Genomic DNA, 22,141 nt, shown 5'->3' with positions numbered 1-22,141 from the left:
CAGGGATCCAGTCGGTTCGGGTGGAGCGGTGGCCGGGTCGCTAGACGGCGACGCGGAGGACTTCTTCGATCGAGGTGAGGCCGGAGGCGACCTTGTTCCAGCCGTCCATGCGGAGCGAGACCATGCCCTCCTTGACGGCGGCGCGGCTGATCTCGCTCGCGCCGGAGCGGGCGACGGTGAGCCGCTCGATCTCCTCGCTGACGGACATCACCTCGTGGATCGCGATGCGGCCGCGGTAGCCGGTGTTCGCGCAGTGCGAGCAGCCGACGGGCACGTACACCTCCTCGTCCTCCTCGATGAGGAGGCCGATGCGGGCGAGGTAGTCCTCGTCGTACGTGGTGGGCTGCTTGCACTTGTCGCAGAGCCGGCGCGCGAGCCGCTGCGCGACGACGCCGACGAGCGCCGACGCGACGAGGTAGGGCTCGATGCCCATCTCGACGAGGCGCGTCACGGCGGACGGGGCGTCGTTCGTGTGCAGGGTCGACATGACGAGGTGGCCGGTGAGGGCGGCCTCGACGGCGATCTGCGCGGTCTCGTGGTCGCGGATCTCGCCGATGAGCACGACGTCGGGGTCGGAGCGGAGGATCGAGCGGAGCGCGGAGGCGAACGTCAGGCCGGCCTTCGCGTTGATCTGCACCTGGTTGATGCCCGCCATCCGGTACTCGACCGGGTCCTCGACCGTGATCACGTTGACGGTCGGCTTCGCGACCTCCTGGATCGCGGTGTAGAGCGTCGTCGACTTGCCGGAACCGGTCGGGCCGGTGACGAGGATCATGCCGTTCGGGCGCGAGTAGGCGTTCTTGAACGCCTCGAAGTTGCGGCCCATCATGTTGAGGTCCGCGATGTTCTTCGCCGAGCCGGACGAGTCCAGGATCCGCATGACGATCTTCTCGCCGTAGACGGTGGGCAGCGTCGCGACGCGGAGGTCGATCTTGCGGCCCTGGTGCATCACCGAGATGCGGCCGTCCTGCGGCTTGCGGCGCTCGGAGATGTCGAGCTCCGCCATGATCTTGAGGCGCGAGATGACGCCGTTCTGGATCGCGGTCGCGACCGACTGCGTCTCCTTGAGCACGCCGTCGATGCGGTAGCGCACGCGGAGCTGGCTCTCCCCCGGCTCGATGTGGATGTCCGAGGCCCGGTCCTGGATCGCCTGCGAGATGAGCAGGTTCACGAAGCGCACGATGGGCGCGTCGTCCTCCTCGGCGGCGTCGTCGTCGACGCTCGTGACCTCGCTCTGGTCCTGGAGCGCGTTGGACAGGTCGGTGAGCTCGTCGTCGGCGCGGTGGTAGCGGTCGATCGCGGTGGCGAGGTCCTTCGCGTCGACGAGGACCGGGCGGATGCGCATGCGCGTCGCGGCCGAGACGTCGTCGAGGGCGAGGATGTCGTTCGGGTCCGCCATCGCGACGATGAGCGTGCCGCCCTCGCGCCCGATCGGGAGCAGCCGGTGCCGGCGGCAGAGGTTCGCCGAGACGGACACCGCCGCCTCGCGATCGATCGGGTACTCGAGGATCTCGACGAAGGGCGCGCCGAAGACGTTCGCGCCGTTCGGTGTGATGATCGACATCGCCTGCTCCTTCCCTGCCGACGCCCCGCGGCGTCGCCCGGGAGGCATGGCCCGCCCGGGTGCTTCAGGCTAGGAAACGGCCTCCACGCGCCGGAACACCCAAAGGGAGGCGCCCCAGACCAGGGGTCACCCCTCGGCGAGCAGGGCGCGGTGGAAGGCGATCGCCGCGTCGAGGGCGGCGATCCGGACCCGTTCGTCGGCCCCGTGGATCGCCGCGAGCTCCTCCGCGGTGATCGCGAACGGCATGAAGCGGTAGACGTCGCCCCCGAGACCCGTGAAGTGGCGCGCGTCGCTCGCCTGCACCATCACGTAGGGCACGGGCAGCGCCTCGGGGTGGGAGGCGGCGAGCGCCGCGGTCATCCGGTCCCAGGCGGGGCCGGCGGCGCGGGACAGCGGGGACGGGTCCTCCCCCTCCGCCTCGACCGTCACGGAGGGGTCGCCGATCACGCGGGCGAGCCGCTCGGTGACGCCCTCGAGGTCGTCGCCCGGCGCGATGCGGACGTTCAGCACGGCGGTCGCCTCGGCCGCCAGCACGTTGGTCGCGGTGCCGGCGGCGAGGCGCGTGACCGCGACGGTGGTGCGCACGAGCGCGCCCGGCACGCCCCCGAGCAGGCCGAGCAGCGGCCCGAGCGCCGGGGCGGCGGCGCGGGCGCCGAGGACCGCGGCGACCGGGCGGCGCAGGCGCGGCCGCAGCGCCGCGGCCATCGCGGCCACGGCGGGGTTCGTGCGCGCGGGGAAGGGCCGCGCCTCGATGCGGGTCAGCGCCCGCGCGAGGCGCACCGTCGCCTGCCCGCGCGGCGGCACGGAGGCGTGCCCGCCCGCCGAGCGCGTCGTGAGGCGCACGGTCGCGACGCCCTTCTCGCCGAGCCCGATCATCGCGAGCGGACCGCGGACGCCCGGCACCACGCCCTCGACGACGGCGCCGCCCTCGTCGAGCACGAGCAGCGGCCGGACGCCCTCCGCCGCCAGCGCCGCCGCCACGGCGCGGGCGCCGCCGCCCCGCACCTCCTCGTCGTGCCCGGAGACGACGTGCACGTCGCCGGCGGGGACGACGCCCTCCGCGAGCAGCCGCTCGACGGCCTCGAGGACGGCGACGAGCGGCCCCTTGTCGTCGAGCGCCCCGCGGCCGTGCAGCACGCCGCCCTCGACGCGGCCGCCGAACGGGTCCTCCCGCCACGGCTGGTCCGTGACCGGCACGACGTCGTGGTGCGCGAGCAGCACGATCGGCGCGGCGGGGCCGCCGCGCCACACGAGGTGCAGGGTGCCGCCGTCGACGACCCGTCGCTCGAGCCGCTCGTGCACCAGGGGGTACAGCTCGCCGAGGCGCTCGCGGAAGGCGGCGAACGCCGCCTCGTCGCGGACCGCCGGGTCGGAGACGGTGGGGATGCGGACCAGCGCGGCGAGGCGCTCCGCGGGCGTCACGCGGTCACCGCCCGGCGCGGGAACGCGGCGGCGGGCACGACGAGCAGCACGAGCGCGCCCACGACGGCGGTACCGCCGCAGATCGCCCACGTCGTGAGGTAGCCGCCGTAGCTGCCCGCGGTGCCGCCCGCGGGCGCGCCCGTGGCGAGCGCGACGGCGAACGCGCACGAGGCGAAGGCGCCGCCGAGGCTCTTGCCCGTGTTCGTGAGCCCGGTCGCGACCGCGGTCCGCCCGATCGGCGCGACCGCGGCGGCCGCAGCGGGCAGCGCGGCGACGAGGGCGCCCGAGCCGAGCCCGGCGACCGCCATCGCGCCGATCACCTGCCCGAGCGTCGCGTGCAGCGGGATGAGCGCGAGGTAGCCGACGCCGACGACCGCGGAGCCGGCGACCAGCGTGGCGCGCGTCCCCGTGCGTCGGGAGACGGGGCCGAGCAGGAGCGCACCGACGAGCAGCGACAGCACGTAGACGCCGATGACGACCGACAGCATCCCGGAGCCCAGGCCGAGCCCGTAGCCGACCCGGGCCGGGTCGGTGCGGACGAACGTGGACAGCGGCCCCTGCGCGCCGAGCACGCTGACGCCGAACAGCAGGGCCGCGAGCTGGACGGGCCAGACCGCGGGTCGGGCGAGCACGCGCATGTCGACGAGCGGGTCGGGCGTCCGCCGCTCGACCAGCACGAACACGGCGACGAGCGCCAGGCCGGGCAGCAGGATCGCCCAGCCGATCGCCGAGCCCGGCTGGAGGCGCAGGAGGCCGAGGGCCCCGGTCAGCACGGCGAGCGCCACCCCGAGCAGCACCGCGCCGCGCGCGTCGAGCCGGCCCGGCGCCCGGTCCGGCACCTCCCGCACGCCGATCAGCACCGCGAGGAACGCCACCGCCACGAGCACGCCGGGCACGAGGAGGGCGGCACGCAGCGAGCCGAGCAGGGCCTGCGCCGAGCCGCCCGCGAGCGCCCCGGCGATCGCGCCGGCCTCGAGGGCCGCGACGACGACGCCGGCTCCGGCGCGGGTCGTCGCCTGCGGGTCGGGGCGGGTCCGCGCGCGGTGGGCGATCAGCGCGACCTCGAGCGGCAGCCACGCCGTGTACAGGCCCTGGACCGCCCAGAGGGCGAGGAAGAGGGGGAAGGAGGCGGTCGCGAAGGCGAGCCCGAGCGAGGCGAGGGCGGTGCCGGCGAGCGCGGCGAGCAGCACGCGGCGGTGCCCGAGCAGGTCGCCGAGCTTCGCGAGGATCGGCACGGCGACGACCGACAGCGCGAGCTGGCCGCCCTCCAGCCAGTTCACGTCGGCGTCCGGGATCCGCAGCGCCCGCGCGATGTCGGTGAGCTGGGGGACGTAGTAGCCCTGCAGCACGCCGGATGCGAGCTCGACCACCGCGAGGACGCCGACGACGCCGATCGCGCCGCGCGCTCCGACGCCCGCCGCGCTGCTCACGGTGTCATCCTGGCGCACGGGCGGGGGTGGTCTCGAGGCTCGCTGCGCTCGCACCTCGACCAGCGGGAACGGCCGGCGGGAGACGGCAGCGGGGCCGGCGGAGGAAGGCCGGGGGCGCGGCCGGGAGGATGGAGGCGTGATCACCGCCGAGTACACGATCCCCGGGCTGCACGTGCGCGAGCACGAGGTGGAGGTCCCCCTCGACTGGGACGCGCCCGGCCCGGAGACGCTGACGCTGTTCGCCCGCGAGGTCGTCGCGGCGCACCGGCGGCACGACGACCTGCCCCTCATGCTCTTCCTGCAGGGCGGCCCGGGCGGCAAGGCACCGCGGCCCGACGGCGCGGACGGCTGGATCGGCGCGCTGCTCGAGCGCTACCGGCTCGTGCTCATGGACCAGCGGGGCACCGGGCGCAGCAGCCGGGTCGACGCACGGCGGATCGCCGCGTTCCCCGACGGGGAGGCGGGCGCGGAGTTCCTCGCGCGGTTCCGCGCCGACTCGATCGTGCGCGACGCCGAGCACCTCCGGGCGACGGACTTCGACGGGCGGCGCTGGGCGACGATCGGGCAGAGCTACGGCGGATGGCTCACCCTCACCTACCTGTCGCTCGCGCCGGAGGCGCTGACCGCCTGCCTCGTCACCGGGGGCCTCGGCTCCCTGACGCCGTCCGCGGCCGAGGTGTACCGGCGCACCTATCCGCGGGCCCTGGCGAAGAACCGCGAGTACGAGCGCCGCTACCCGGGCGACGCCGCGACGATCGGCCGCATCGCCGACCTGCTGGCGGCGGAGGACGTCCGGCTGCCCGACGGCGACCGGTTCACGGTGGACCGCCTCCAGCTCCTCGGGTCCGGCTTCGGCATGAAGCACGGCTTCGAGGACGTGCACTGGCTCGTCGACGAGGCGTTCACGGGCTCGGGCGACGGCCTGTCGGACGGGTTCCTCGCCGAGGTGCAGGCGCGGACGGCGTTCGCGGGCGACCCGCTGTGGGCGGCGCTGCAGGAGTCCATCTACGGCGACCCGGACTCGGGTGCGACGGCGTGGGCCGCCGACGCGGAGCACGCGCGGCACCCCGAGTTTACGTCGGACGCGCGTCCGCTCCGGTTCACGGGGGAGATGATGCGGCGCTGGATGTTCGACGAGATCCGGCTGCTGCGCCCGTTCGCCCCCGCGGTGGACGCGCTCGCGCGGCGCACCGCGTGGGGCCCGCTGTTCGACCGCGAGCGGCTGGCGGCGAACGAGGTGCCGGTGGCGGCCGTCGTCTACTTCGACGACCTCTACGTCGACGCGGGGCTGTCGACCGCGACCGCGGAGCAGGTCGGGAACGTGCAGCGCTGGGTCACGAACGAGTGGGAGCACGACGGAATCCGCGACAGCGGCGACCGCGTGGTGCGGCGCCTGCTGCAGCTCGTCGACGAGCGGGGCGGGCCGCTCCCGGAGCGGTAGGCCGGCTCAGCCCCGCGGCCGGGGCGGCGTCGGCTTCGGCGCGGCGCCGGGCGAGCGCGGGGCGGGCGGCGTCGTCGGCGCCGCCGCCTCCGGAGCCGAGGGCGCCTGCGGCGCGGCCTCCGGCTTGCGCGCGCGGTTGAGCAGGCCGACGAGGAGGTCGGCGCCCTGCGCGGCGGACGCGGCGGCGCCGGTGTTCGCCTCGCGGACCGCGTTCACGACCTCGGCGCGCTGGATGCTGACGCCGCGAGGGGCGTCGAAGCCGATCCGGACGCTGTCCCCGCGGACGTCGATGACGGTGACGACGATGTCGTCCCCGATCATGACGCGCTCACCCTTCTTCCGCGTGAGCACCAGCATCGCGCCAGCCTAGCCAGCGCCGCTGTTCCGTTTTGAAGGAGTTCCTGCGCGCGAGCCGCGGGAACTCCTTCAGAACGGAGTCGGCGGGCGGGTCAGCCGGCGAGCTCCCGGTACGCCTCGGGCAGCCCGATGACCTCGAGCGCCTCGTGGCGCACGCCGCGCTGGGCGCGGAGGCTCGCGACCGCGTCGACCTGCAGGCGACCGCGCAGGCGGCCGGTCCACTCGAGGGTCTCCTCGGGCTCGCACGCGGCGTCGACCACGAGCCAGGCCTGGTCGCTGTCGATGGAGAGCAGCCCGTCGAGCTCCTCGTCCTGCATCGGCCCCCGCGGCACGCCGTAGGCGACGATGACCGGCTGGTCGCTGCGGACGCCGTAGGCGCGGGCGGCGACCGCGCCGCGCCGGTCGTCGACCCGGCGCCGCGTGTTGCCCTCGATCGTGCCGCCGTCGCAGACGTAGCCCTTCTGCATCCGGTCGCGCAGCGCCTTGGCCACGCGCATCGGGTCGTCGCCGAGCCCGACGAGCAGCAGCAGGTCGCCGGCGCGGGTGCGCTGGGGCGGCGGCGCCCCCGGGGTCGTGCGGCCCATGCGGGAGCGCGGCGTGCTCGTCGCCCACACGAACTGCTGAGCGGCCGCGATCTCCTGCGGCGTCGGCGGCGCGGGCGGCGACGGGACGACCGCGGCGGGCGGGCTGACGACGGGGCGGCGGACCGGCGCGGTCTCGATCGCCTTCAGGGGCACGGAGGCCGTGACGGCGCGCATCGCGGGCCGCGTCGCCCGCTCGGGCCGCGCGGGGCGCTGCTGCGGCACGGCGGTGAAGACCGCCGGCGTGACCGGAGGCTCCGCGGGCGGCCGCTGCGCCTCGCGGCGGCGGAGCGGGCGGGCGGGCGTGCCGCCGGCGGCCTCCCCCGGCTCGACGTCGATGCGGAGCGCGTCGAGCACGGACGCGAAGTCGCCGCCCTGCGTCGAGACCTGCTGCGGCGGGGCCGACGGCGCCGCCCACGGGTCGGGCCCGCTCGCGGACGCCGGGCCGAGATCGGCGGCGTCCGCGTCGTCGAGCAGAGCGGCGAGCCCGACGCGCGAGCGCATCGAGAACTCGTGCGCGCCCTCCGGCGCAGCCCGGTCGGGCAGCTCGACGGTCACGTCGATCACCCGTCGGCCGAAGATCCCGGCGATGCCGCCGACGATGTGCTCCTCGGTGTCGAGGATGCGGGCGTCGGGGCCGTACTGCGCCGCCACACGGGCGGCGAGCCCGTTCAGCGTCGGCTTCTCAAGCCGAAATCGGATCGAGGGCACGAACCACTCCAACGGTCTCGATGATGACGTCGGCCGACGTCACCTCCTGGTAGGACAGCACGGGCAGGCCGTTCGTCTGGGGAGCGACGAGCCGGCGGACGGCGGGCCGCAGGGCGGGCGCGCAGACGAGCACGGGCGACCACCCGCGCACCTCCGCGGTCTGCACGGCGTCGCGGAGCGACTCCACGACCCGGGCGATCAGGTCGGGCGTCATGAGGATCTGCGTGCCCTGCTCCGACGGCCGCAGGTTCTCGAGCATCCCCTGCTCGAGCTGCGGGTCGAGCATCACGACGCGCAGGGTGCGGTCGTCGAGGTGCGGCGCGACGAGCACGGGACCGAGCGCGGCGCGCGCGGCCTCGATGAGGCCCTCCGGATCGGTCGACACCTTCGCGCGCAGCGACAGCGCCTCGTAGATGCGGGGCAGGTCGTTGATCGGCACGCGCTCCGCGAGCAGCCCCTGGAGCACGCGGTGCACCTCGGCGAGGGTCAGCAGCCCGGGGACCAGCTCCTCGACGAGGGCGGGGCTCACGCGCTTGACGCCCTCGGTCAGCACGCGCACGTCCTCGCGGGACAGGAGGCGGCCGGCGTTGTCGGTGATGACGCTCGACAGGTGCGTGACGAGCACCGAGCCGCGGTCGATGACCGTCGCGCCCGTCGTCTCCGCGGCGTGCCGGAGCTCGGCCGGGATCCACTTGCCGGCGAGCTGGAACACCGGCTCGACGGTCGGGGTGCCGGGCAGCGCGTCGAGGTGGTCGCCGAGCGCGAGCACCTTGCCGACGGGCGCGATCCCGCGGCCCATCTCCACGCCGGCGACCCGGATGACGTAGGTGGAGGGCGGCAGGTCGACGCTGTCGCGGGTGCGGACCGGGGGCACGACGACGCCGTACTCCATCGCGATGCGGCGGCGGAGCGCCTTCACGCGGGCGAGGAGGTCGTCGCTGACCCCGGAGACCAGGTCGACGAGGTCCGGAGCGAGCTGCACCTCGAGCGCGTGCACCCGCATCTGCTCCATGAGCTCCTCGGGGGTGTCCGAGGGGGGCGCCTGCGACGTCGCGGCCTCGGCGAGCGCGGCCTCCTTGACCTTCGCCTCCTCCGCGCGGCGCAGGCGGACGGACACGAAGATCAGCACACCGCCGACGAGGAAGAACGGGATCTTCGGCATGCCGGGGATCAGGGCCAGCAGGCACGCGGTGACGCCCGCGATCATCAGCGCCATCCGCGACTGGGTCAGCTGCGCGCCGGCGTCCTTGCCGAGCTCGCTGTCCGAGTTGGACCGGGTGACGATCATGCCCGTCGAGACGGCCATCAGCAGCGCCGGGATCTGCGCGGTGAGGCCGTCGCCGATCGTCAGCAGCGTGTAGGTGTTGACCGCGTCGCCGATCTGCTGGCCGTGGATCACCACGCCCATGACGATGCCGCCGAGGATGTTGACGAGCACGATCACGATGCCCGCGATCGCGTCGCCCTTGACGAACTTCGAGGCGCCGTCCATCGCGCCGTAGAAGTCGGCCTCGGCGCTGACCTCCGCGCGGCGGCGACGCGCCTCGTCCTCGGTGATGAGGCCCGAGTTGAGGTCGGCGTCGATCGCCATCTGCTTGCCGGGCATCGCGTCGAGGGTGAACCGCGCGCCGACCTCGGCGACGCGCTCGGCGCCCTTCGTGACCACGACGAACTGGATGACGACGAGGATCACGAAGACGACCGCGCCGATGACCATCGAGCCGCCGACGGCGACCGACCCGAAGGCGTGGATGACGGCGCCCGCCTCCCCCTCCCCCAGCACGAGCCGGGTGGAGGCGACGTTGAGGCCGAGCCGGAAGAGCGTCGCGATGAGCAGCAGCGACGGGAAGACCGAGAAGTCGAGCGGCCGCTTCGCGAACATCGTCGTGAGCAGGATCACGAGCGCGAACAGGATGTTCACGGTGATCAGCACGTCGAGCAGCCATGCCGGGATCGGCACGACGAGCAGCATGATGATCGCCACCAGGCCGAGCGGCACGGCGACGGCCGACGCCGTCCTGCCGAACTCGAAACGTCGCACGGTTCTCCGATGCGGCCCGGTCGACCCTGCCCGGCTCCGCCGCGGTCGTCCACGTCCCCGGCTCCGCCGGGCGTCGCGCGGGGCCGCACGTCCCGTGCGACGCTCCGCGTGAGGGCCATCATCCGGGCGCAGGCCCTCCGGCCCCGCCGCGCCACGCGCGCTCCCCCCGGAAGGGGGGCACCTGGCCGGGGGTGCCGACCGGACGCGGGTGCTGTCGGGGCGGAGCGCTGTCGGGGCCCCGGCCTAGCCTCGTCGGGCCGGTCGCCGCACCCGGCGGAGCGGAGGGCACCCGATGCCGCTCCCGGACCCCCCGCGCGGGCGCCGCGCTCGCGGGCCTCGCCCTGTCGACCTTCGTGTGGATCACGGTCGAGTCGCTGCCGATCGGGCTGCTCCCGGTGATCGCCGCGGACCTCCGGGTCCCGCAGACCGCGGTCGGGCTGCTGGTCAGCGCCTACGCCCTCGTCGTCGTCGTGGCGACGGTCCCCCTCACCGCGCTGACGACGCGGGTGCCGCGGCGCCTCCTGCTCATGGCGCTGCTCGCGGTGCTCGTGCTCGGCGGCGTCGCGAGCGCCGCCGCGCCCTCGTACGGCGTCCTGCTCGCCGCGCGGGCGTTCACCGCGATCGCGCAGGCCGTCTACTGGGCGATCGCGATGCCGGTCGCCGCGACCCTGGTGCCGCCGGAGCGGCGGGGTCGGGCGGTCGGCCTCGTGTCGGCCGGCAGCTCCCTCGCCGTCCTGCTCGGGGTGCCGCTCGGCACCTGGATCGGCCAGGTCGCGGGCTGGCGGGCCTCGTTCCTCGGCACGGCCGCGCTCGGCGCCGTGGCGCTGGCGGTGATCGCCCTGACCCTCCCCCGCGTCGCCGCCGCCGGTCCGCGCGAGGCGGAGCGCGGCGCGGAGCCCGACGCCCGGCGGTTCTGGCTGCTCGTCGCGGTGACGGCGATCGCGGTCACCGGCGGGCTCGTCCCCTTCACGTACATCACGCCGTACCTGACCGAGGTGAGCGGGGTGCCCGCGGTCGCGGTCGGCGGGCTGCTGCTGGTCAGGGGCGCGGTGGGCCTCGTCGCGGTCCTCGTCGTCGGGCGCCTGATCGACGCGCGCCCGCGGGCGGCGGTGCTCGGCTCGCTCGGCATCGAGGCGGTCGGCCTCGCGCTCCAGTGGGCGGGCGCGCCGGTGCCGGTCCTGGGCGTCCTCGGCGTGGTGCTCGCGGGCGCCGGCCTCAGCGGCTTCGCGACCGCGGTCGCCGCCCGGGTGCTCGTGGTCGCGCCGGGATCGGTGGACGTCGCGAGCGGCGGCACCTCCAGCTCCTGGAACGTCGGGATCATGGCGGGCTCGGCGGCGGGCGGTGCCGCGCTGCCCCTCGTCGGCGTGGCCGGGCTGCCCCTCGTGGGCGGCGTCCTCGCGGCGGTCGGGGTGCTGCTGGTCGTCGTCGAGCCGCGGCTCGCCTCGGGCCGTGCCGCCGCTCCGGCCTGATCAGCCGAGCGCGCCCGAGGCGAAGGTGTCGCAGCGGGCGGGGTCGCCCGACTCGTACCCGGTCGTGAACCACTGGCGCCGCTGCGCCGAGCTGCCGTGCGTGAAGGACCGCTCGTCGACGGAGCCGTTCCCGAGCTCGCGCTGGATGTAGTCGTCGCCGATGCGCCCCGCGGTGTCGAGGGCGCGGTCGACGTCGTCCTGCGTGATCTCCTCGATCAGCGGCGCACCGCCGTCGTCCGGGACGGTCGTCGCGTGCTTCGCCCAGGCGCCGGCGTAGCAGTCGGCCTGCAGCTCGAGCCGCACGCTGCCGCTCGTCGGGCCGGTCTCGCCCTGCCGCACGCGCTCGTCGGTGCCGAGCAGGTCCTGCACGTGGTGGCCGTACTCGTGCGCGAGCACGTAGGCGTCGACGAACAGGCCGCCCTCGGCGCCGAACCTCGTCCGCAGCTCGTCGTAGAACGAGAGGTCGATGTACACGAGGCGGTCGGCGGGGCAGTAGAACGGGCCCACGCCGCTCGTGGCCGACCCGCAGCCGGTGTCGGTGCTGTCGCTGAAGAACACGGTGTCGGAGCGCTGGTAGCGGTCGCCGAGGCGGCCGGCCCAGTAGTCCTGGATCGACTCGATGTCGGCGACGACCGCGCACTCCGTGCTCGAGTTCGCGTCCCGGCCGGACCGGCAGGACTGCTGGAGCTGCTCGCCCGACGCCGTCCGACCGCTGCCGAGCCCGTCGAGGATCGGGCCGAGCGCGTCCGGGTCGCTCCCCGTCGTGCCGCCGCCTCCCCCGCCGCCGAGCAGCTGCAGGAGGAGCACGACCACGACCCCCACGACGCCGAGGCCGCCGCCGCCGATCGCGACCGCGCGGCCGCCCGGTCGACCCCGGCGGTCCTGCACGTCGGACGTGTCGAGGTCCGCGTCCTCCCTGTATCGCACCTGACTGTTCTTCCACCGCCGCCTGGGCGATCGCCCCGCAGGACGGCGGTCGAGGGCGGGTCAGGGGCGCGCGAGCACCAGGTGCCGCCTCGAGTGCGCGGGGTTGTCCGGCTCGAGGTCGGCCTCCGCCACGACCGCGAAGCCGTTCGCGCGCAGCACGGCCGCCGACGCCGGGTTGTCCGCGTGGACCGGCACGACGATCGGGGCCGGCCCGATCGCCGCGAGCGCGGCCCGTACCAGCGCCGTGCCGACGCCGTGCCCGCGGTGCCGAGCCGGGCCGACGAGGTGGTCGAGGCTCCAGGCGCCCTCGGGGACCGCGAGGAAGGGCACCAGCTCGGCGACGTACTCGGGCTCGTCCGCGAGGGGGTACCACTGCACGAAGCCGACCGCCTCCCCGCCCAGCTCGCCGATGCGCAGCGCCGTGCGGTCGCGGCCGTCGATCGACGCGCCGTACTGCCGCTCGAGCGCCTCCGGCGCCGGGTCGTCGTGCCACCACTCGTGCACGAGCGGCTCGCGCAGCCACTCCCCGAGCAGCGCGAGGTCGGACCGCGCCAGCGGCCGCAGCGCCACGTCCACGGCGCGATCCTCCTCCGCGGCGCCGTCGCGCGACACCGGTGGCGTCGCGCGGTCGGCATGCGGACCGCGCGACGCCGCAGCGACCGCGCGAGGTGGGCGGGTCAGGAGGCGAGGCGGTGCACGCCGAGGGCCGCGCCGCGGCGCTTCAGCGACATGACGAAGGCGAGCACGCGGGCGACCGCGCCGTACAGCTCCTCCGGGATCTCCTGCCCGATCTCGCACGCCGAGTAGAGGGCGCGCGCGAGCGGGACGTCCTGCACCATCGGCACGCGGTGCTCGGCGGCGCGCTCGCGGATGCGCGCGGCGACCTCCCCTGCGCCCTTCGCGACGACGCGCGGCGCCGACTTCCCGGGCTCGTACTTGAGCGCGACGGCGACGTGGGTCGGGTTCAGCATCACGACGTCGGCGCCGCCGATCGCGGCCATCATCCGGTTGCGCGAGATCTGCATGGCGCGGCTGCGGCGCTGGGCGCGCACGTGCGGGTCGCCCTCGGTCGACTTCGACTCGTCCTTGATCTCCTGCTTCGTCATCATCGTGTGCTGCCGGTTGCGCCGGACGACGACGAGGAGGTCGACGGCGCCGAGCACGATGCCGGCGACGATCGCGGTCTGCAGGATCGCCACGACGACGCCGGACGCGGTCGACAGCACCGCGGAGACGGGCAGGGCGCCGGAGGCGGACAGCAGCGGCAGCGCGCCCTGGATCGCCACCCACACCGCGATGCCGACCACGCCGGTCTTCAGGAGCGCCTTCGCCCCCTCCCACAGCGCCTGCCGGCCGACGAGCCGCCCCGCGCCCTTGACGAGGTCGAGCTGCTCGAAGTGCGGCTTGAACCGCTTCATGTGGATGCCGCCGGAGGCGAGCGAGCCGACGATCGCGCCGACGACGGACGCGGCGAGGATCGGGGCGAGCACGCCCGGCAGCACGCCGAACGCGCCGAGGAACATCGCCTGCGCGCGCTCCGCCGTCGGTTCCGCGATGACGTCGCGGAGGTCGAGCACGAGCGTCCGCACCGCGGCCGTCCCGTTGCCGAGCACCATCGGCAGCGTGAGCGCGGCCGCGCCCATCGACAGCCAGCTCGGCATGTCGCGGGAGCGCTGGATGCGGCCTTCGCGCCGCGACTCCTCGAGGCGCTTCGGGGTCGCCTTCTCGGTGCGTTCGCCGGAGGGCTGATCGGGCATCAGCGATCACCCCCTCGCGCCGGTTGAGAAGCGGTGGTCTCGAGGCTCGCTGCGCTCGCACCTCGACCAGCGGAAGCAGGGACGCGGGCGGGCTTCGAGACGCGAGCGGGAGCGGAGGCGGAGGCGTAGGCGTAGGCGTAGGCGTAGGCGGAGACCGTCACGTGACGGAGCCCATGAGCCGGAGGGCGTCCTCGAGCAGCGCCGAGACGATGCGGGGCAGCGCGATGAAGATCGTGCCGCCCGCGAGCAGCACGATCAGGATCTTCAGCACGAAGCCGAGCGAGAAGGCGTTCAGCGCGGGCGCGACGCGGGTCAGCACGCCGAGGCCGACGTCGGCGAGGAACAGCACGACGACGATCGGGCCCGCGATCTGCACGGCGGCCACGAACATCTGCCCGAGCCCGGGCAGCAGCCGCTCCCCCGCGTCCTGGCTGAGGAAGCCGGTGACGGGCAGCGCGCGGAAGGTGCGGAACAGGCCGCCGAGCACGAGCTCCGCACCGCCGGACACGAACAGCAGCCCGAGCGCGACCATCTGCATCAGCCGGGTCATCTGGGCGCCGTTCACGTTCATGAGCGGGTCGAACGCCTGGCTGAGCTGGAAGCCCGCGAACAGGTCGATGAGGCTGCCGGCCGACTGGATCGCGGAGAACACGAGGAAGACGAGGAACCCGAGCAGCGCGCCGACGACGAGCTGCGCGATGAGCGAGACGACGAACGCGCCGCTCTCGAGCGACCCCGTCATGCCGGAGGCGGCCTGGGGCGCCACGAGGATCGAGAGCGCGACGGCCAGCATCCCCTTGATCCGCAGGGGGACGCCGGAGAACGAGAACGGCGGCGCGAGCACGAGGAACGCGGTGATCCGCACCGCCGCCAGCATGGCCGCCTCCACGAACGTCTCGTTCAGGACGACGGACCCGAAGACGTTCACGGCGCGTCGAGGTAGCTCGGGATCATCGCGAACAGCTGCTCGGTGAAGGTGACGGCCTCGGAGATCATCCAGTGCCCGCACACGACGAGCGCGATCGCGACCGCGATCGCCTTCGGGACGAAGGAGAGCGTCGCCTCCTGGATCTGCGTGATCGACTGGAACACGCTGATCGCGAAGCCGACGACGAGCGCCGTGACGAGCAGCGGCGCGGCGAGCTCCGCAGCGAGCACGAGGGCGCGCAGCGCGAGGTCGACGACCTGGTTCTGGTTCACCCGCGCCCCTAGGTGTTGTAGCTCTGCACGAGCGACGTGATGATCAGGCTCCAGCCGTCGACGAGGACGAAGAGCAGGATCTTGAAGGGCAGCGCGATCATCGTCGGCGGCAGCATCATCATGCCCATCGCCATCAGGCCGGACGAGACGACCAGGTCGATCACGAGGAACGGCACGAAGATGACGAGCCCGATGATGAACGCGCTCCGCAGCTCGGAGAGCATGAACGCGGGCACGACGGTGAAGAACGGCGTGCTGGCGGCCGATGCCGGGTTCGGCTGGTTCGCCGCCCGGCTCATCAGCGCGATGTCGCTCTCGCGGGTGTGCTGGAGCATGAAGTGCTGCAGCGGCACGGCGGCGCGCGCGAGGGCGGTGTCGAACTGGATCTTCCCGTCGAGGAACGGCGTGAGCGCGTGCGTGTTCACGGTGTCGAGCACGGGCCACATGATGAACAGCGACAGGAAGACCGCGAGGCCGGCGAGCACCTGGTTCGGCGGGATCGTGTTCAGGCCGAGGGCGTTCCGCGTCATCGCGAGGACCACGAAGATCTTCGTGAACGACGTCATCATCAGCATCAGCGCGGGCGCCACCGAGAGCAGCGTGATCGCGATGAGCGTCGTGATCGACGTCGACGGGGCGCCGACGCTGATGTTCACGTCGCCGGAGGGGGACGGCGTCGGCTTCACCGGCGCGATCGGGTCCGCGTGGGCGATGCCGGGCACCGCCACGACGAGCCAGACCACGGCGAGCAGCGCGAAGCCGGCGAGGACCAGGCGGGGCCAGTGGTCCCTCGCGAGCCGGACCGCGCGGGTGGCGCGGCCCGGTAGGGCGACGGCGGTCACCGCAGCTTCTTCAGGGCGTCGAACGTCTGCCGCCACGTGGTCGGCGACAGCACCGAGCCCGCGAGCGGCCCCTGCGCGCCGGGGCGCTGCTGCTGGAGGGCGGCCTGCTGCTGCACGGCCGCGGCCTGCTCGGCCTCGCGGGCCGCGCGGCGGCTCGTGAAGACCGGCCGCGCGGCGGGGGCCGGCGCGAGGCCGCCGGGACGCGTGAAGGACACGGCGGGCTCGAGCCGGATCGACTCGGTCGCCGGGCCGAGGGGCCGCTGCCCGGCGGCGGGCAGGATCGCGACCGTCTGCGTGATCGGCCCGGCCGGGTCGTCGGGGTCGGTCGCGCCGTGCACGACCACCGGGACGTCGGCGGTCGCGATCGTCACCGTGCGCAGCTCCTGCTCGAACCGCGCGACCGAGATCGGCTGGGAGGCGACGAGCGCGGGCTCCCCCGTCGGCGCCTCCGCCGCCCCGAGCGTGTCGAGCACGGTCACCGCGTGCTCGGTGACGCCGAGCAGGTAGCGGCGGCCGCCGGCGTCGACGACCGCGATGCCGGCCTTCGCGCCAAGACCCTGCCGGGCGACGACGGAGATCTGCTTGTTGCGCGGCTGGCCGCCGGGTCGCCCCTTCGTGATCCAGCGGTGCGCGAACAGCAGCGCGCCGAAGACGGCGCCGAGGGCGACGACGACGCGCAGCGCGAGGAAGACGGTGTCCATGTCCACCCGGGCCTACGTCTCGTCCTGCGGGTCGAGCACCTCGGTGACCCGCACCGCGAACCGCCGGTCGACGACGACGATCTCGCCGTGCGCGATCATGCGGCCGTTCAGGAAGACGTCGGCCTCGCTGCCGACGGCGCGGTCGAGCTCGATGACGGTGCCGGGCTGGGCGTCGAGCAGCTCCTGGACCGACACGGTCGCGCGGCCGATCTCCACCGCGAGCGTCATCTGCACGGTGCTGATGCGGCCGAGGCGCGAGGAGACGTCGCGGAAGGCGCGCGGCGGCGCCGGGGTCCGCAGCGCGATCGCGAACCAGCCGGCCACGCCCTCCTCGCCGATGAGGTCGAACACGACCGCGTCGGCGGACTGGAACAGGCTCGCGGGCACGCCGTCGCCGACCTCGCCGAGCTGGCCGCCGCCGATGACGTCGGACGCGGCCTCGAGCGCGGGGCGCAGGACGTCGCCGAGGCGGACGCGCGCGTCGCCGCCGCCCGCCGCGATCAGCTCGGTGCGGTCGAGCACGATGAGGGACAGGTCCGCGGAGCGCGGGCCGACGTAGGTCGCGGAGACGCCGGTCTCGAGCGCCTGCATCGGCACGAGGTCGGAGCCGTGCGGCTGCGCCATGAGGGGCGGGCCGGGCAGGGCGGACACGAGCGCCTGCGCGACCACGAGCTCGTCCTGGCCGGTCGAGGTGCGCTGCACGCCGTCGAGGGACATGGTCATGAGGGGCCTCCGTTCGACTCGACGACGACGCAGGCGAGGCGCTCGCCGTTGCCGCCGACCGCGGCGCGCAGCACCGGCTGTCCGTCGAGCGTGATGACGAGGGGGACGTCCGCGGCGTGCGCGAGGGGGATGAGGTCGCCGGGGGCGAGGTCGAGCACGGTCTCGGGGCCGACCCGCGTCGGCGCGAAGCGGAGGGCGACCTCCACGGGCGCGAGCGCGAGGTGCCCGCTGACGCGGGAGGTCACCTCCGCGCGGTCCTGCGCCGGCGCGACGGCGCCGAGCCGCTCGAGCACGACGTCGACGTCGAGCGCGACGGCGAGCTGGCGGCGCACGCCCTTCCGCAGGGTGCCGATGACGACGACGACCGCCTGCGCGTCGCGGTCGAGCGCGGGCGAGGGCTCCGCGCCGAACGCCTCGACGACGCCCTCGGGCAGGAGGGCGTTCGTGGCGGGCGCGAGCTCGGCCAGGTGCTCGGCTGCGGCGGAGCGCGCGAGGCCCTTCTCGACCGCGGTGAGGGGGCGGTCGCCCGCCCGGTCCTCGCCGGAGGCGCCGAGCATCCGGGCGCCCCAGTAGCGCGCCTCGGCGACGGGCACGCGGTACAGCGCCCGTGCGGCGCCGAACGCAGCGGTGACCCAGACCGTCGGCTCCTCGGCGGAGGCGACGAACGCGCCGAACGACTGGATGCGCGACGGCGCGGTGGCGACGTCGACGACGGCCCGCGTCGTCGCGGTGATCTGCATCCCGACCTGGCGCCCCCACGCCTCGAGGGCGGCGTCCAGCCGGTCGCGGTCCGCGCCGGTGATCAGCTCGGGGCTCTCGAAGTCGTACGGGAGCACGTCGAGGACCTCGCCCGGTGCGTGCACGCGGGCGCGGTACGGCGTCCGTTCCGTCACGGGTGGTATCAAACACATCCGTCACCCGAACGGGGGCGCGCCACTCCGGTGAACTCTCGACCACGGGTCGAAGCCCGAGGCGGAGCGCGTCAGTGGTGCGCGGCGCCCGCGTCGGCCTCGGCCTTCTGCTCGCCGTGCCCCTCGGTCTTCGTCGCCGCACCGTGCCCGGAGGACTCCGACGATCCGGACGAGTGACCGCCCTCCGCCGTCGAGGCGGCCTCGGCCTCCGCGCCCTCGTCGATCGCGGTGCTGACCTGCACCGAGTGGAGCACGATGTCGACGCGTCGGTTGTGCTCGATCGCTTCCGAGGAGCTGCCGGGCTTCGCCTTCTCCGAGCCGAACGACACGAGCGAGATGTTCGCCGGGTCGACCGCGTGGTGGTCGGTGAGGTAGCTGAGCACGCTCTCGGCCCGGGCCGCGGCGAGCACCCAGTCCGTGCCCCACTTGCCCGCCGATCCGCGCGGGTCCGCGTGGCCCTCCACGGTCACCTCGCCGGCGTGCTTCTCGAGCGTCGGCGAGAGCGCCTTCAGCACGTGGAGCGCGTTCCCGTTCAGGTCCGCGTCGTTGCCGGCGAAGTACGTGCTGGAGCCGACGAGCGAGATCGTGATCGCGTTCGACCCGGACTTCACCGAGACCTTCCCCGTCAGCCCGGCGGTCTTCAGCTCGTCCTGGATCTCCTTCGCCACCTGCACGAGCGCGATGGTGCTCTTGGAGAAGCCCGCGCCGTTCTTGGTGACGAACTCCTTCGGCACGACGCCCTTGTTCTCGTCGACCTTCGTGCTCTTCGTCACCCCGAAGCCGGTCGCGAGCGAGTTCTTCAGCTCGTCGAACTTCTTCTGGTCGACCGTCGACATCGCGTAGAGCACGATGAAGAGCGCCATGAGCACCGTGATCATGTCCGCGTAGGACACGAGCCACCGCTCGTCGACGTGGTGCTCCTCGTGGTGGCCCTTCCCGCGGCGGCGGCCGCTCACCTCACGCCGCCGCTTCCGCGGCCTTCGGCGCCTTGCCGCTCTTGGCGGGCGCGCTCTTGGCGGCGGCCTTGGGCTGCTCGGAGGCCGGCAGCATGGCGTACAGCTTCTCGGCGAGGACCCGCGGCTGGGCCCCGGACTGCACGGCGAGGACGCCCTCCGTGATGACGGTGAAGCGCTCGGACGCGAGGTCGGTCATCTTGCCGATGCGGCCGCCGATGGGCAGCCAGATCAGGTTCGCGGTCAGCACGCCCCAGAGGGTCGCGACGAACGCGGCGGCGATGGAGTGCCCGAGGCTGGACGGGTCGTCGAGGTTCTCGAGCACGTGGGTGAGCGAGACGACGGTGCCGAGGATGCCGACGGTGGGCGCGTAGCCGCCGAGCCCGGCGTAGAACTTCGCCGCGGAGCGGCCGGACTTCTCGAGCGAGGCCGCCTCGTCCTCCATGAGCACGCGCAGCTCGTCCGCGTCCATGCCGTCGGCGACGTTCTGGAGCGCCTTCTTGAGGAAGGGGTCCTTCACCTCGCCGGCCTTCGCCTCGAGCGCGAGCAGGCCGTCCTTGCGGGCGACCTCGGCGAGCTCGACGAGGGTCTCGACGTCCTTGCCCATCTTGACGGGCTTGTAGAGCAGCGCCTTCGGGATCATCTTCAGCGACGCGATGGAGTCCTTCAGCGTCGTCGAAGCGATCGCGGCGCCGAGCGCGCCGCCGAAGACGAGGATCATCGGCGCCGGCAGCAGCAGGCTCATCGGGTTGGCGCCCTCCATGAGCGCCATGACGATGAGCGATCCGAGTGCGACGACGATGCCGCCCAGGGTCGCGGGATCCATCAGCGGCCTCCGACCGGGCGCACGGGCGACTTCGCGCCGTCGACCACGCCGAACCGGCGCGGGCCGGTGGCGGTCGCGGGCACGGGGGCCGGGGCGGACTCGAAGTGCATGGCGTGCGCGAGCGCGATCACGCGGGCGCGGTACTCCGCGATCTCCTCGATGACCTCGTCGATCGACTCGGACACGATGAACGTGGTCCCGTCGACGAGCACGACCGTGGTGTCCGGCTGCTCCTGGATCCGCTCGATGAGATCAGGGTTCACCGCGAAGGTCGAGCCGTTCAGGCGCGTCAGCAGAATCATCGTCTCCCCGTCCGTGGGGACGGCATCGGACTCCATCCGTGGAGTCCTCCCCGCCGTCACAGCAGACAATCGGCATCCTGCGCCGCGCCGTCAGTGCCCGTCTGTCCCCACTCCGGGTCCCGCATCCCGTGCACGCACGGCGGAGTCCGTTCTGAAGGAGTTCTCGCGCGATCAGCGCGAGAACTCCTTCAGAACGGAAGCGGGATCAGCGCTTGAGCTGCGTCAGCTCCTGCAGGATCTCGTCGGAGGTGGTGATGATCCGGGCGTTGGCCTGGAAGCCGCGCTGGGCGACGATCAGGTTCGTGAACTCCTGGCTGAGGTCCACGTTCGACGCCTCGAGCGCGCCGGACACGACGGCGCCGTAGCCGTCCGAGCCGGCGGTGCCGAGCCGCACGCCGCCGGAGTTCAGCGTCTCGGTGAGCATGGAGTTGCCCGCCTTCGCGAGGCCCTCCGGGTTCGTGAAGGTGCCGACGGCGAGCCGCGCGATCGCGATGGTGGCGCCGTTCGTGAACGTGCCGGAGAGCGTGCCGTCCGCGCCCATGTTGACGGTGAGCAGCGTGCCGGCCGCGTTGCCGTTCTGGCTCGCGAACCCGACGGTGGTGAGGTTCGCGAAGCCCGACATCTGCGAGAGGTCGACCGTGATGCCGTTGACGACCGGTTTCAGCGTCGAGGCGCCGCCCGAGGTGCCGGTGATCGTGCCGGAGCCGCTCGTCTGCACCGTGCCCGTGACCGGGGTCGCGCCGGAGCCGTCGCTGATCGAGTAGTTCCACTTGCCGGGCGTCGTCGCGTCCGCCGTGTAGTCGATCGAGAGGCCGCGAGCGGTGCCGTCGGGCGAGTAGACGGTGATGTCGCGCTGCAGGGTGGTGCCCGGCTTCGCGTCGGAGGGGAGGTTGCCGGTCATCACGGCCGAGGTGGTCGTGTTCGCGGGCGCGACGGTGCCGGAGGGCAGCGTCAGCGTGGTCGGCTTCCCACCCGTCGACACGACGCCGTTCACCGCGTTCCAGCCCTGGACGAGCGAGCCGTCCGCAGTGGCGAGGCGGCCTTGCGAGTCCCAGTGGAACTGGCCGTTGCGGCTGTAGAGCGTCTGCGAGCCGGTCTGGGTGACGAAGAAGCCGTCGCCCGAGATCATCGCGTCGAGGTTGTTGCCGGTGTTCGTCTGGGAGCCCTCGGTGAGGTTCGTCGTCACGCCGGCCACGCGCACGCCGAGGCCGACCTGGTTCGGGTTGGTGCCGGCCTTCGCGGAGGTCGCGAGACCCGCCGCGGAGACCATCTGGGACAGGGCGTCCTCGAACTGCACGCTCGACGACTTGAAGCCGACCGTGTTCACGTTCGCGATGTTGTTGGACGTCACGTCGAGCATGGTCTGCTCGGCGCGGAGGCCGGAGATCCCGGAGTAGAGGGAGCGGAGCATTTCGATTCCTCGTCGGTGTCGAACGGTCCGGACCGCTGAAGTGGTCCGGATCCGGAAGGAGGCCGTCCTGGCCGAAGGAGTCGCCGTCGTGGCTGCCGCTCGCGCGGCGGGTGGGGGTCTAGGAGGCGCTGACGCCGGTGATGGAGGAGAGGCCCACGGTCGTGGACCCGATGGTGAGCTGCGGGGTGTCCTTGCCGGAGAAGGCGACCGCGGTGACCTTCCCGGTCTGCGCGACGCCGTCCGCGTCGGTCCAGGTGACGGTCTTGCCGAGCATGCTGGTGCCGGTCGCCTGCATCTGCGTCTGGTAGGTGCTCGTCGTCGTCGCGTTGAGCGACGTCATCTGCTCCATCGAGGCGAGCTGCGCGGTCTGGGCCACCATCTGCCCGCTGTCCATCGGCGAGCTCGGGTCCTGGTTGGCGAGCTGGGTGACGAGCAGCTTCAGGAAGAGCTGGCTGTTGTACTCCTGGTTCGCCTTCGGCACCGCGGAGGTGCTGCCGGAGTGCAGCGACGCCCCGGCGGGGACGGTCGCGCCGGGGGCGGTCGTGCCGGTTGTGGTGGTCATCGGGAGTCCG

General features: G+C 73.8%; 22 protein-coding genes. 2 read left to right on the top strand and 20 right to left on the bottom strand.

Annotation, left to right across the window (positions count from 1 at the left end; translation table 11 throughout):
• Positions 1 to 40: 40 nt before the first annotated feature.
• The 3 genes from D1781_RS02385 to D1781_RS02375 all read right to left on the bottom strand — a co-directional run bounded on the left by D1781_RS02385 (position 41) and on the right by D1781_RS02375 (position 4,416).
• Positions 41 to 1,564, bottom strand: a complete 1,524-nt coding sequence (locus D1781_RS02385; protein WP_233550933.1) for a GspE/PulE family protein — start codon at positions 1,562 to 1,564, stop codon at positions 41 to 43.
• Between the two features lie 126 nt (positions 1,565 to 1,690).
• On the bottom strand, positions 1,691 to 2,986 hold the full coding sequence (locus tag D1781_RS02380; RefSeq protein WP_119480668.1) for a M20/M25/M40 family metallo-hydrolase: 1,296 nt from the start codon (positions 2,984 to 2,986) through the stop codon (positions 1,691 to 1,693).
• The gene (locus tag D1781_RS02375) at positions 2,983 to 4,416 is read right to left on the bottom strand and encodes an MFS transporter (protein WP_119480667.1); all 1,434 of its coding nucleotides are present in this window, start codon (positions 4,414 to 4,416) and stop codon (positions 2,983 to 2,985) included. Before D1781_RS02375 ends, D1781_RS02380 begins: the two co-directional genes overlap by 4 nt.
• Before the next feature lie 136 nt (positions 4,417 to 4,552).
• On the opposite strand from D1781_RS02375, the gene D1781_RS02370 reads away from it, so the two are divergent.
• Positions 4,553 to 5,857, top strand: coding sequence for an alpha/beta fold hydrolase (locus D1781_RS02370; protein WP_199706346.1), 1,305 nt, complete (start codon positions 4,553 to 4,555; stop codon positions 5,855 to 5,857).
• 6 nt (positions 5,858 to 5,863) lie between these two features.
• Here the strand turns inward: D1781_RS02370 and csrA are convergent, their stop codons facing one another.
• From csrA to D1781_RS02355, 3 genes are all read right to left on the bottom strand, one after another.
• Complete coding sequence (csrA, locus tag D1781_RS18025) at positions 5,864 to 6,214, bottom strand: carbon storage regulator CsrA (protein ID WP_119480666.1); 351 nt, start codon at positions 6,212 to 6,214, stop codon at positions 5,864 to 5,866.
• 92 nt (positions 6,215 to 6,306) lie between these two features.
• Positions 6,307 to 7,506: a hypothetical protein gene (locus D1781_RS02360; RefSeq protein WP_147392013.1), complete on the bottom strand. Its 1,200-nt coding sequence runs from the start codon at positions 7,504 to 7,506 to the stop codon at positions 6,307 to 6,309.
• Positions 7,481 to 9,478, bottom strand: a complete 1,998-nt coding sequence (locus tag D1781_RS02355) for a flagellar biosynthesis protein FlhA (RefSeq protein WP_119481690.1) — start codon at positions 9,476 to 9,478, stop codon at positions 7,481 to 7,483. Before D1781_RS02355 ends, D1781_RS02360 begins: the two co-directional genes overlap by 26 nt.
• 260 nt (positions 9,479 to 9,738) lie before the next feature.
• Here D1781_RS02355 and D1781_RS02350 point away from each other — a divergent pair, with 260 nt between their 5' ends.
• Positions 9,739 to 11,016 carry an MFS transporter gene (locus tag D1781_RS02350; RefSeq protein WP_267899776.1) on the top strand — a complete coding sequence of 426 codons (1,278 nt, stop codon included), beginning with the start codon at positions 9,739 to 9,741 and terminating at the stop codon, positions 11,014 to 11,016.
• Here D1781_RS02350 and ypfJ read toward each other — a convergent pair whose 3' ends face one another.
• From ypfJ to D1781_RS02280, 14 genes are all read right to left on the bottom strand, one after another.
• Complete coding sequence (gene ypfJ / locus D1781_RS02345) at positions 11,017 to 11,943, bottom strand: KPN_02809 family neutral zinc metallopeptidase (RefSeq protein ID WP_119480663.1); 927 nt, start codon at positions 11,941 to 11,943, stop codon at positions 11,017 to 11,019.
• Between the two features lie 60 nt (positions 11,944 to 12,003).
• The gene (locus tag D1781_RS02340; protein WP_158589970.1) at positions 12,004 to 12,519 is read right to left on the bottom strand and encodes a GNAT family N-acetyltransferase; all 516 of its coding nucleotides are present in this window, start codon (positions 12,517 to 12,519) and stop codon (positions 12,004 to 12,006) included.
• A 101-nt stretch (positions 12,520 to 12,620) separates the two neighbouring features.
• Positions 12,621 to 13,700: an EscU/YscU/HrcU family type III secretion system export apparatus switch protein gene (locus D1781_RS02335; RefSeq protein WP_119480661.1), complete on the bottom strand. Its 1,080-nt coding sequence runs from the start codon at positions 13,698 to 13,700 to the stop codon at positions 12,621 to 12,623.
• 157 nt (positions 13,701 to 13,857) lie between these two features.
• A complete protein-coding gene (locus D1781_RS02330) occupies positions 13,858 to 14,628 on the bottom strand; it encodes a flagellar biosynthetic protein FliR (RefSeq protein WP_325048773.1) in 771 nt (256 codons plus the stop codon).
• On the bottom strand, positions 14,625 to 14,900 hold the full coding sequence (gene fliQ / locus D1781_RS02325; protein ID WP_119480660.1) for a flagellar biosynthesis protein FliQ: 276 nt from the start codon (positions 14,898 to 14,900) through the stop codon (positions 14,625 to 14,627). Before fliQ ends, D1781_RS02330 begins: the two co-directional genes overlap by 4 nt.
• 8 nt (positions 14,901 to 14,908) lie before the next feature.
• Entirely contained in the window at positions 14,909 to 15,742 is an 834-nt protein-coding gene (fliP, locus tag D1781_RS02320) for a flagellar type III secretion system pore protein FliP (protein ID WP_119480659.1), read from the bottom strand.
• Positions 15,739 to 16,443 carry a FliO/MopB family protein gene (locus D1781_RS02315; protein WP_119480658.1) on the bottom strand — a complete coding sequence of 235 codons (705 nt, stop codon included), beginning with the start codon at positions 16,441 to 16,443 and terminating at the stop codon, positions 15,739 to 15,741. The genes fliP and D1781_RS02315 overlap by 4 nt, the downstream gene beginning before the upstream one ends.
• A 12-nt stretch (positions 16,444 to 16,455) precedes the next feature.
• A complete protein-coding gene (locus D1781_RS02310) occupies positions 16,456 to 17,166 on the bottom strand; it encodes a FliM/FliN family flagellar motor switch protein (RefSeq protein WP_147392012.1) in 711 nt (236 codons plus the stop codon).
• Positions 17,163 to 18,059, bottom strand: coding sequence for a FliM/FliN family flagellar motor switch protein (locus D1781_RS02305; protein WP_158589969.1), 897 nt, complete (start codon positions 18,057 to 18,059; stop codon positions 17,163 to 17,165). The genes D1781_RS02310 and D1781_RS02305 overlap by 4 nt, the downstream gene beginning before the upstream one ends.
• A gap of 89 nt (positions 18,060 to 18,148) precedes the next feature.
• The gene (locus D1781_RS02300; RefSeq protein WP_119480655.1) at positions 18,149 to 19,033 is read right to left on the bottom strand and encodes an OmpA/MotB family protein; all 885 of its coding nucleotides are present in this window, start codon (positions 19,031 to 19,033) and stop codon (positions 18,149 to 18,151) included.
• Position 19,034: 1 nt separating this feature from the next.
• Positions 19,035 to 19,856, bottom strand: coding sequence for a motility protein A (locus D1781_RS02295; RefSeq protein WP_119480654.1), 822 nt, complete (start codon positions 19,854 to 19,856; stop codon positions 19,035 to 19,037).
• Positions 19,856 to 20,194, bottom strand: coding sequence for a flagellar FlbD family protein (locus tag D1781_RS02290; RefSeq protein ID WP_325048772.1), 339 nt, complete (start codon positions 20,192 to 20,194; stop codon positions 19,856 to 19,858). The genes D1781_RS02295 and D1781_RS02290 overlap by 1 nt, the downstream gene beginning before the upstream one ends.
• Before the next feature lie 169 nt (positions 20,195 to 20,363).
• On the bottom strand, positions 20,364 to 21,569 hold the full coding sequence (locus D1781_RS02285) for a flagellar hook protein FlgE (RefSeq protein ID WP_119480653.1): 1,206 nt from the start codon (positions 21,567 to 21,569) through the stop codon (positions 20,364 to 20,366).
• A gap of 118 nt (positions 21,570 to 21,687) precedes the next feature.
• Complete coding sequence (locus tag D1781_RS02280) at positions 21,688 to 22,131, bottom strand: flagellar hook capping FlgD N-terminal domain-containing protein (protein WP_119480652.1); 444 nt, start codon at positions 22,129 to 22,131, stop codon at positions 21,688 to 21,690.
• Positions 22,132 to 22,141 lie beyond the last annotated feature (10 nt).

This window comes from Amnibacterium setariae, from assembly GCF_003581425.1.
Classification (GTDB): domain Bacteria; phylum Actinomycetota; class Actinomycetes; order Actinomycetales; family Microbacteriaceae; genus Amnibacterium; species Amnibacterium setariae.
Note: the sequence above shows the minus strand (reverse complement) of the source record. Positions and strands in the feature narration are given on the sequence as shown.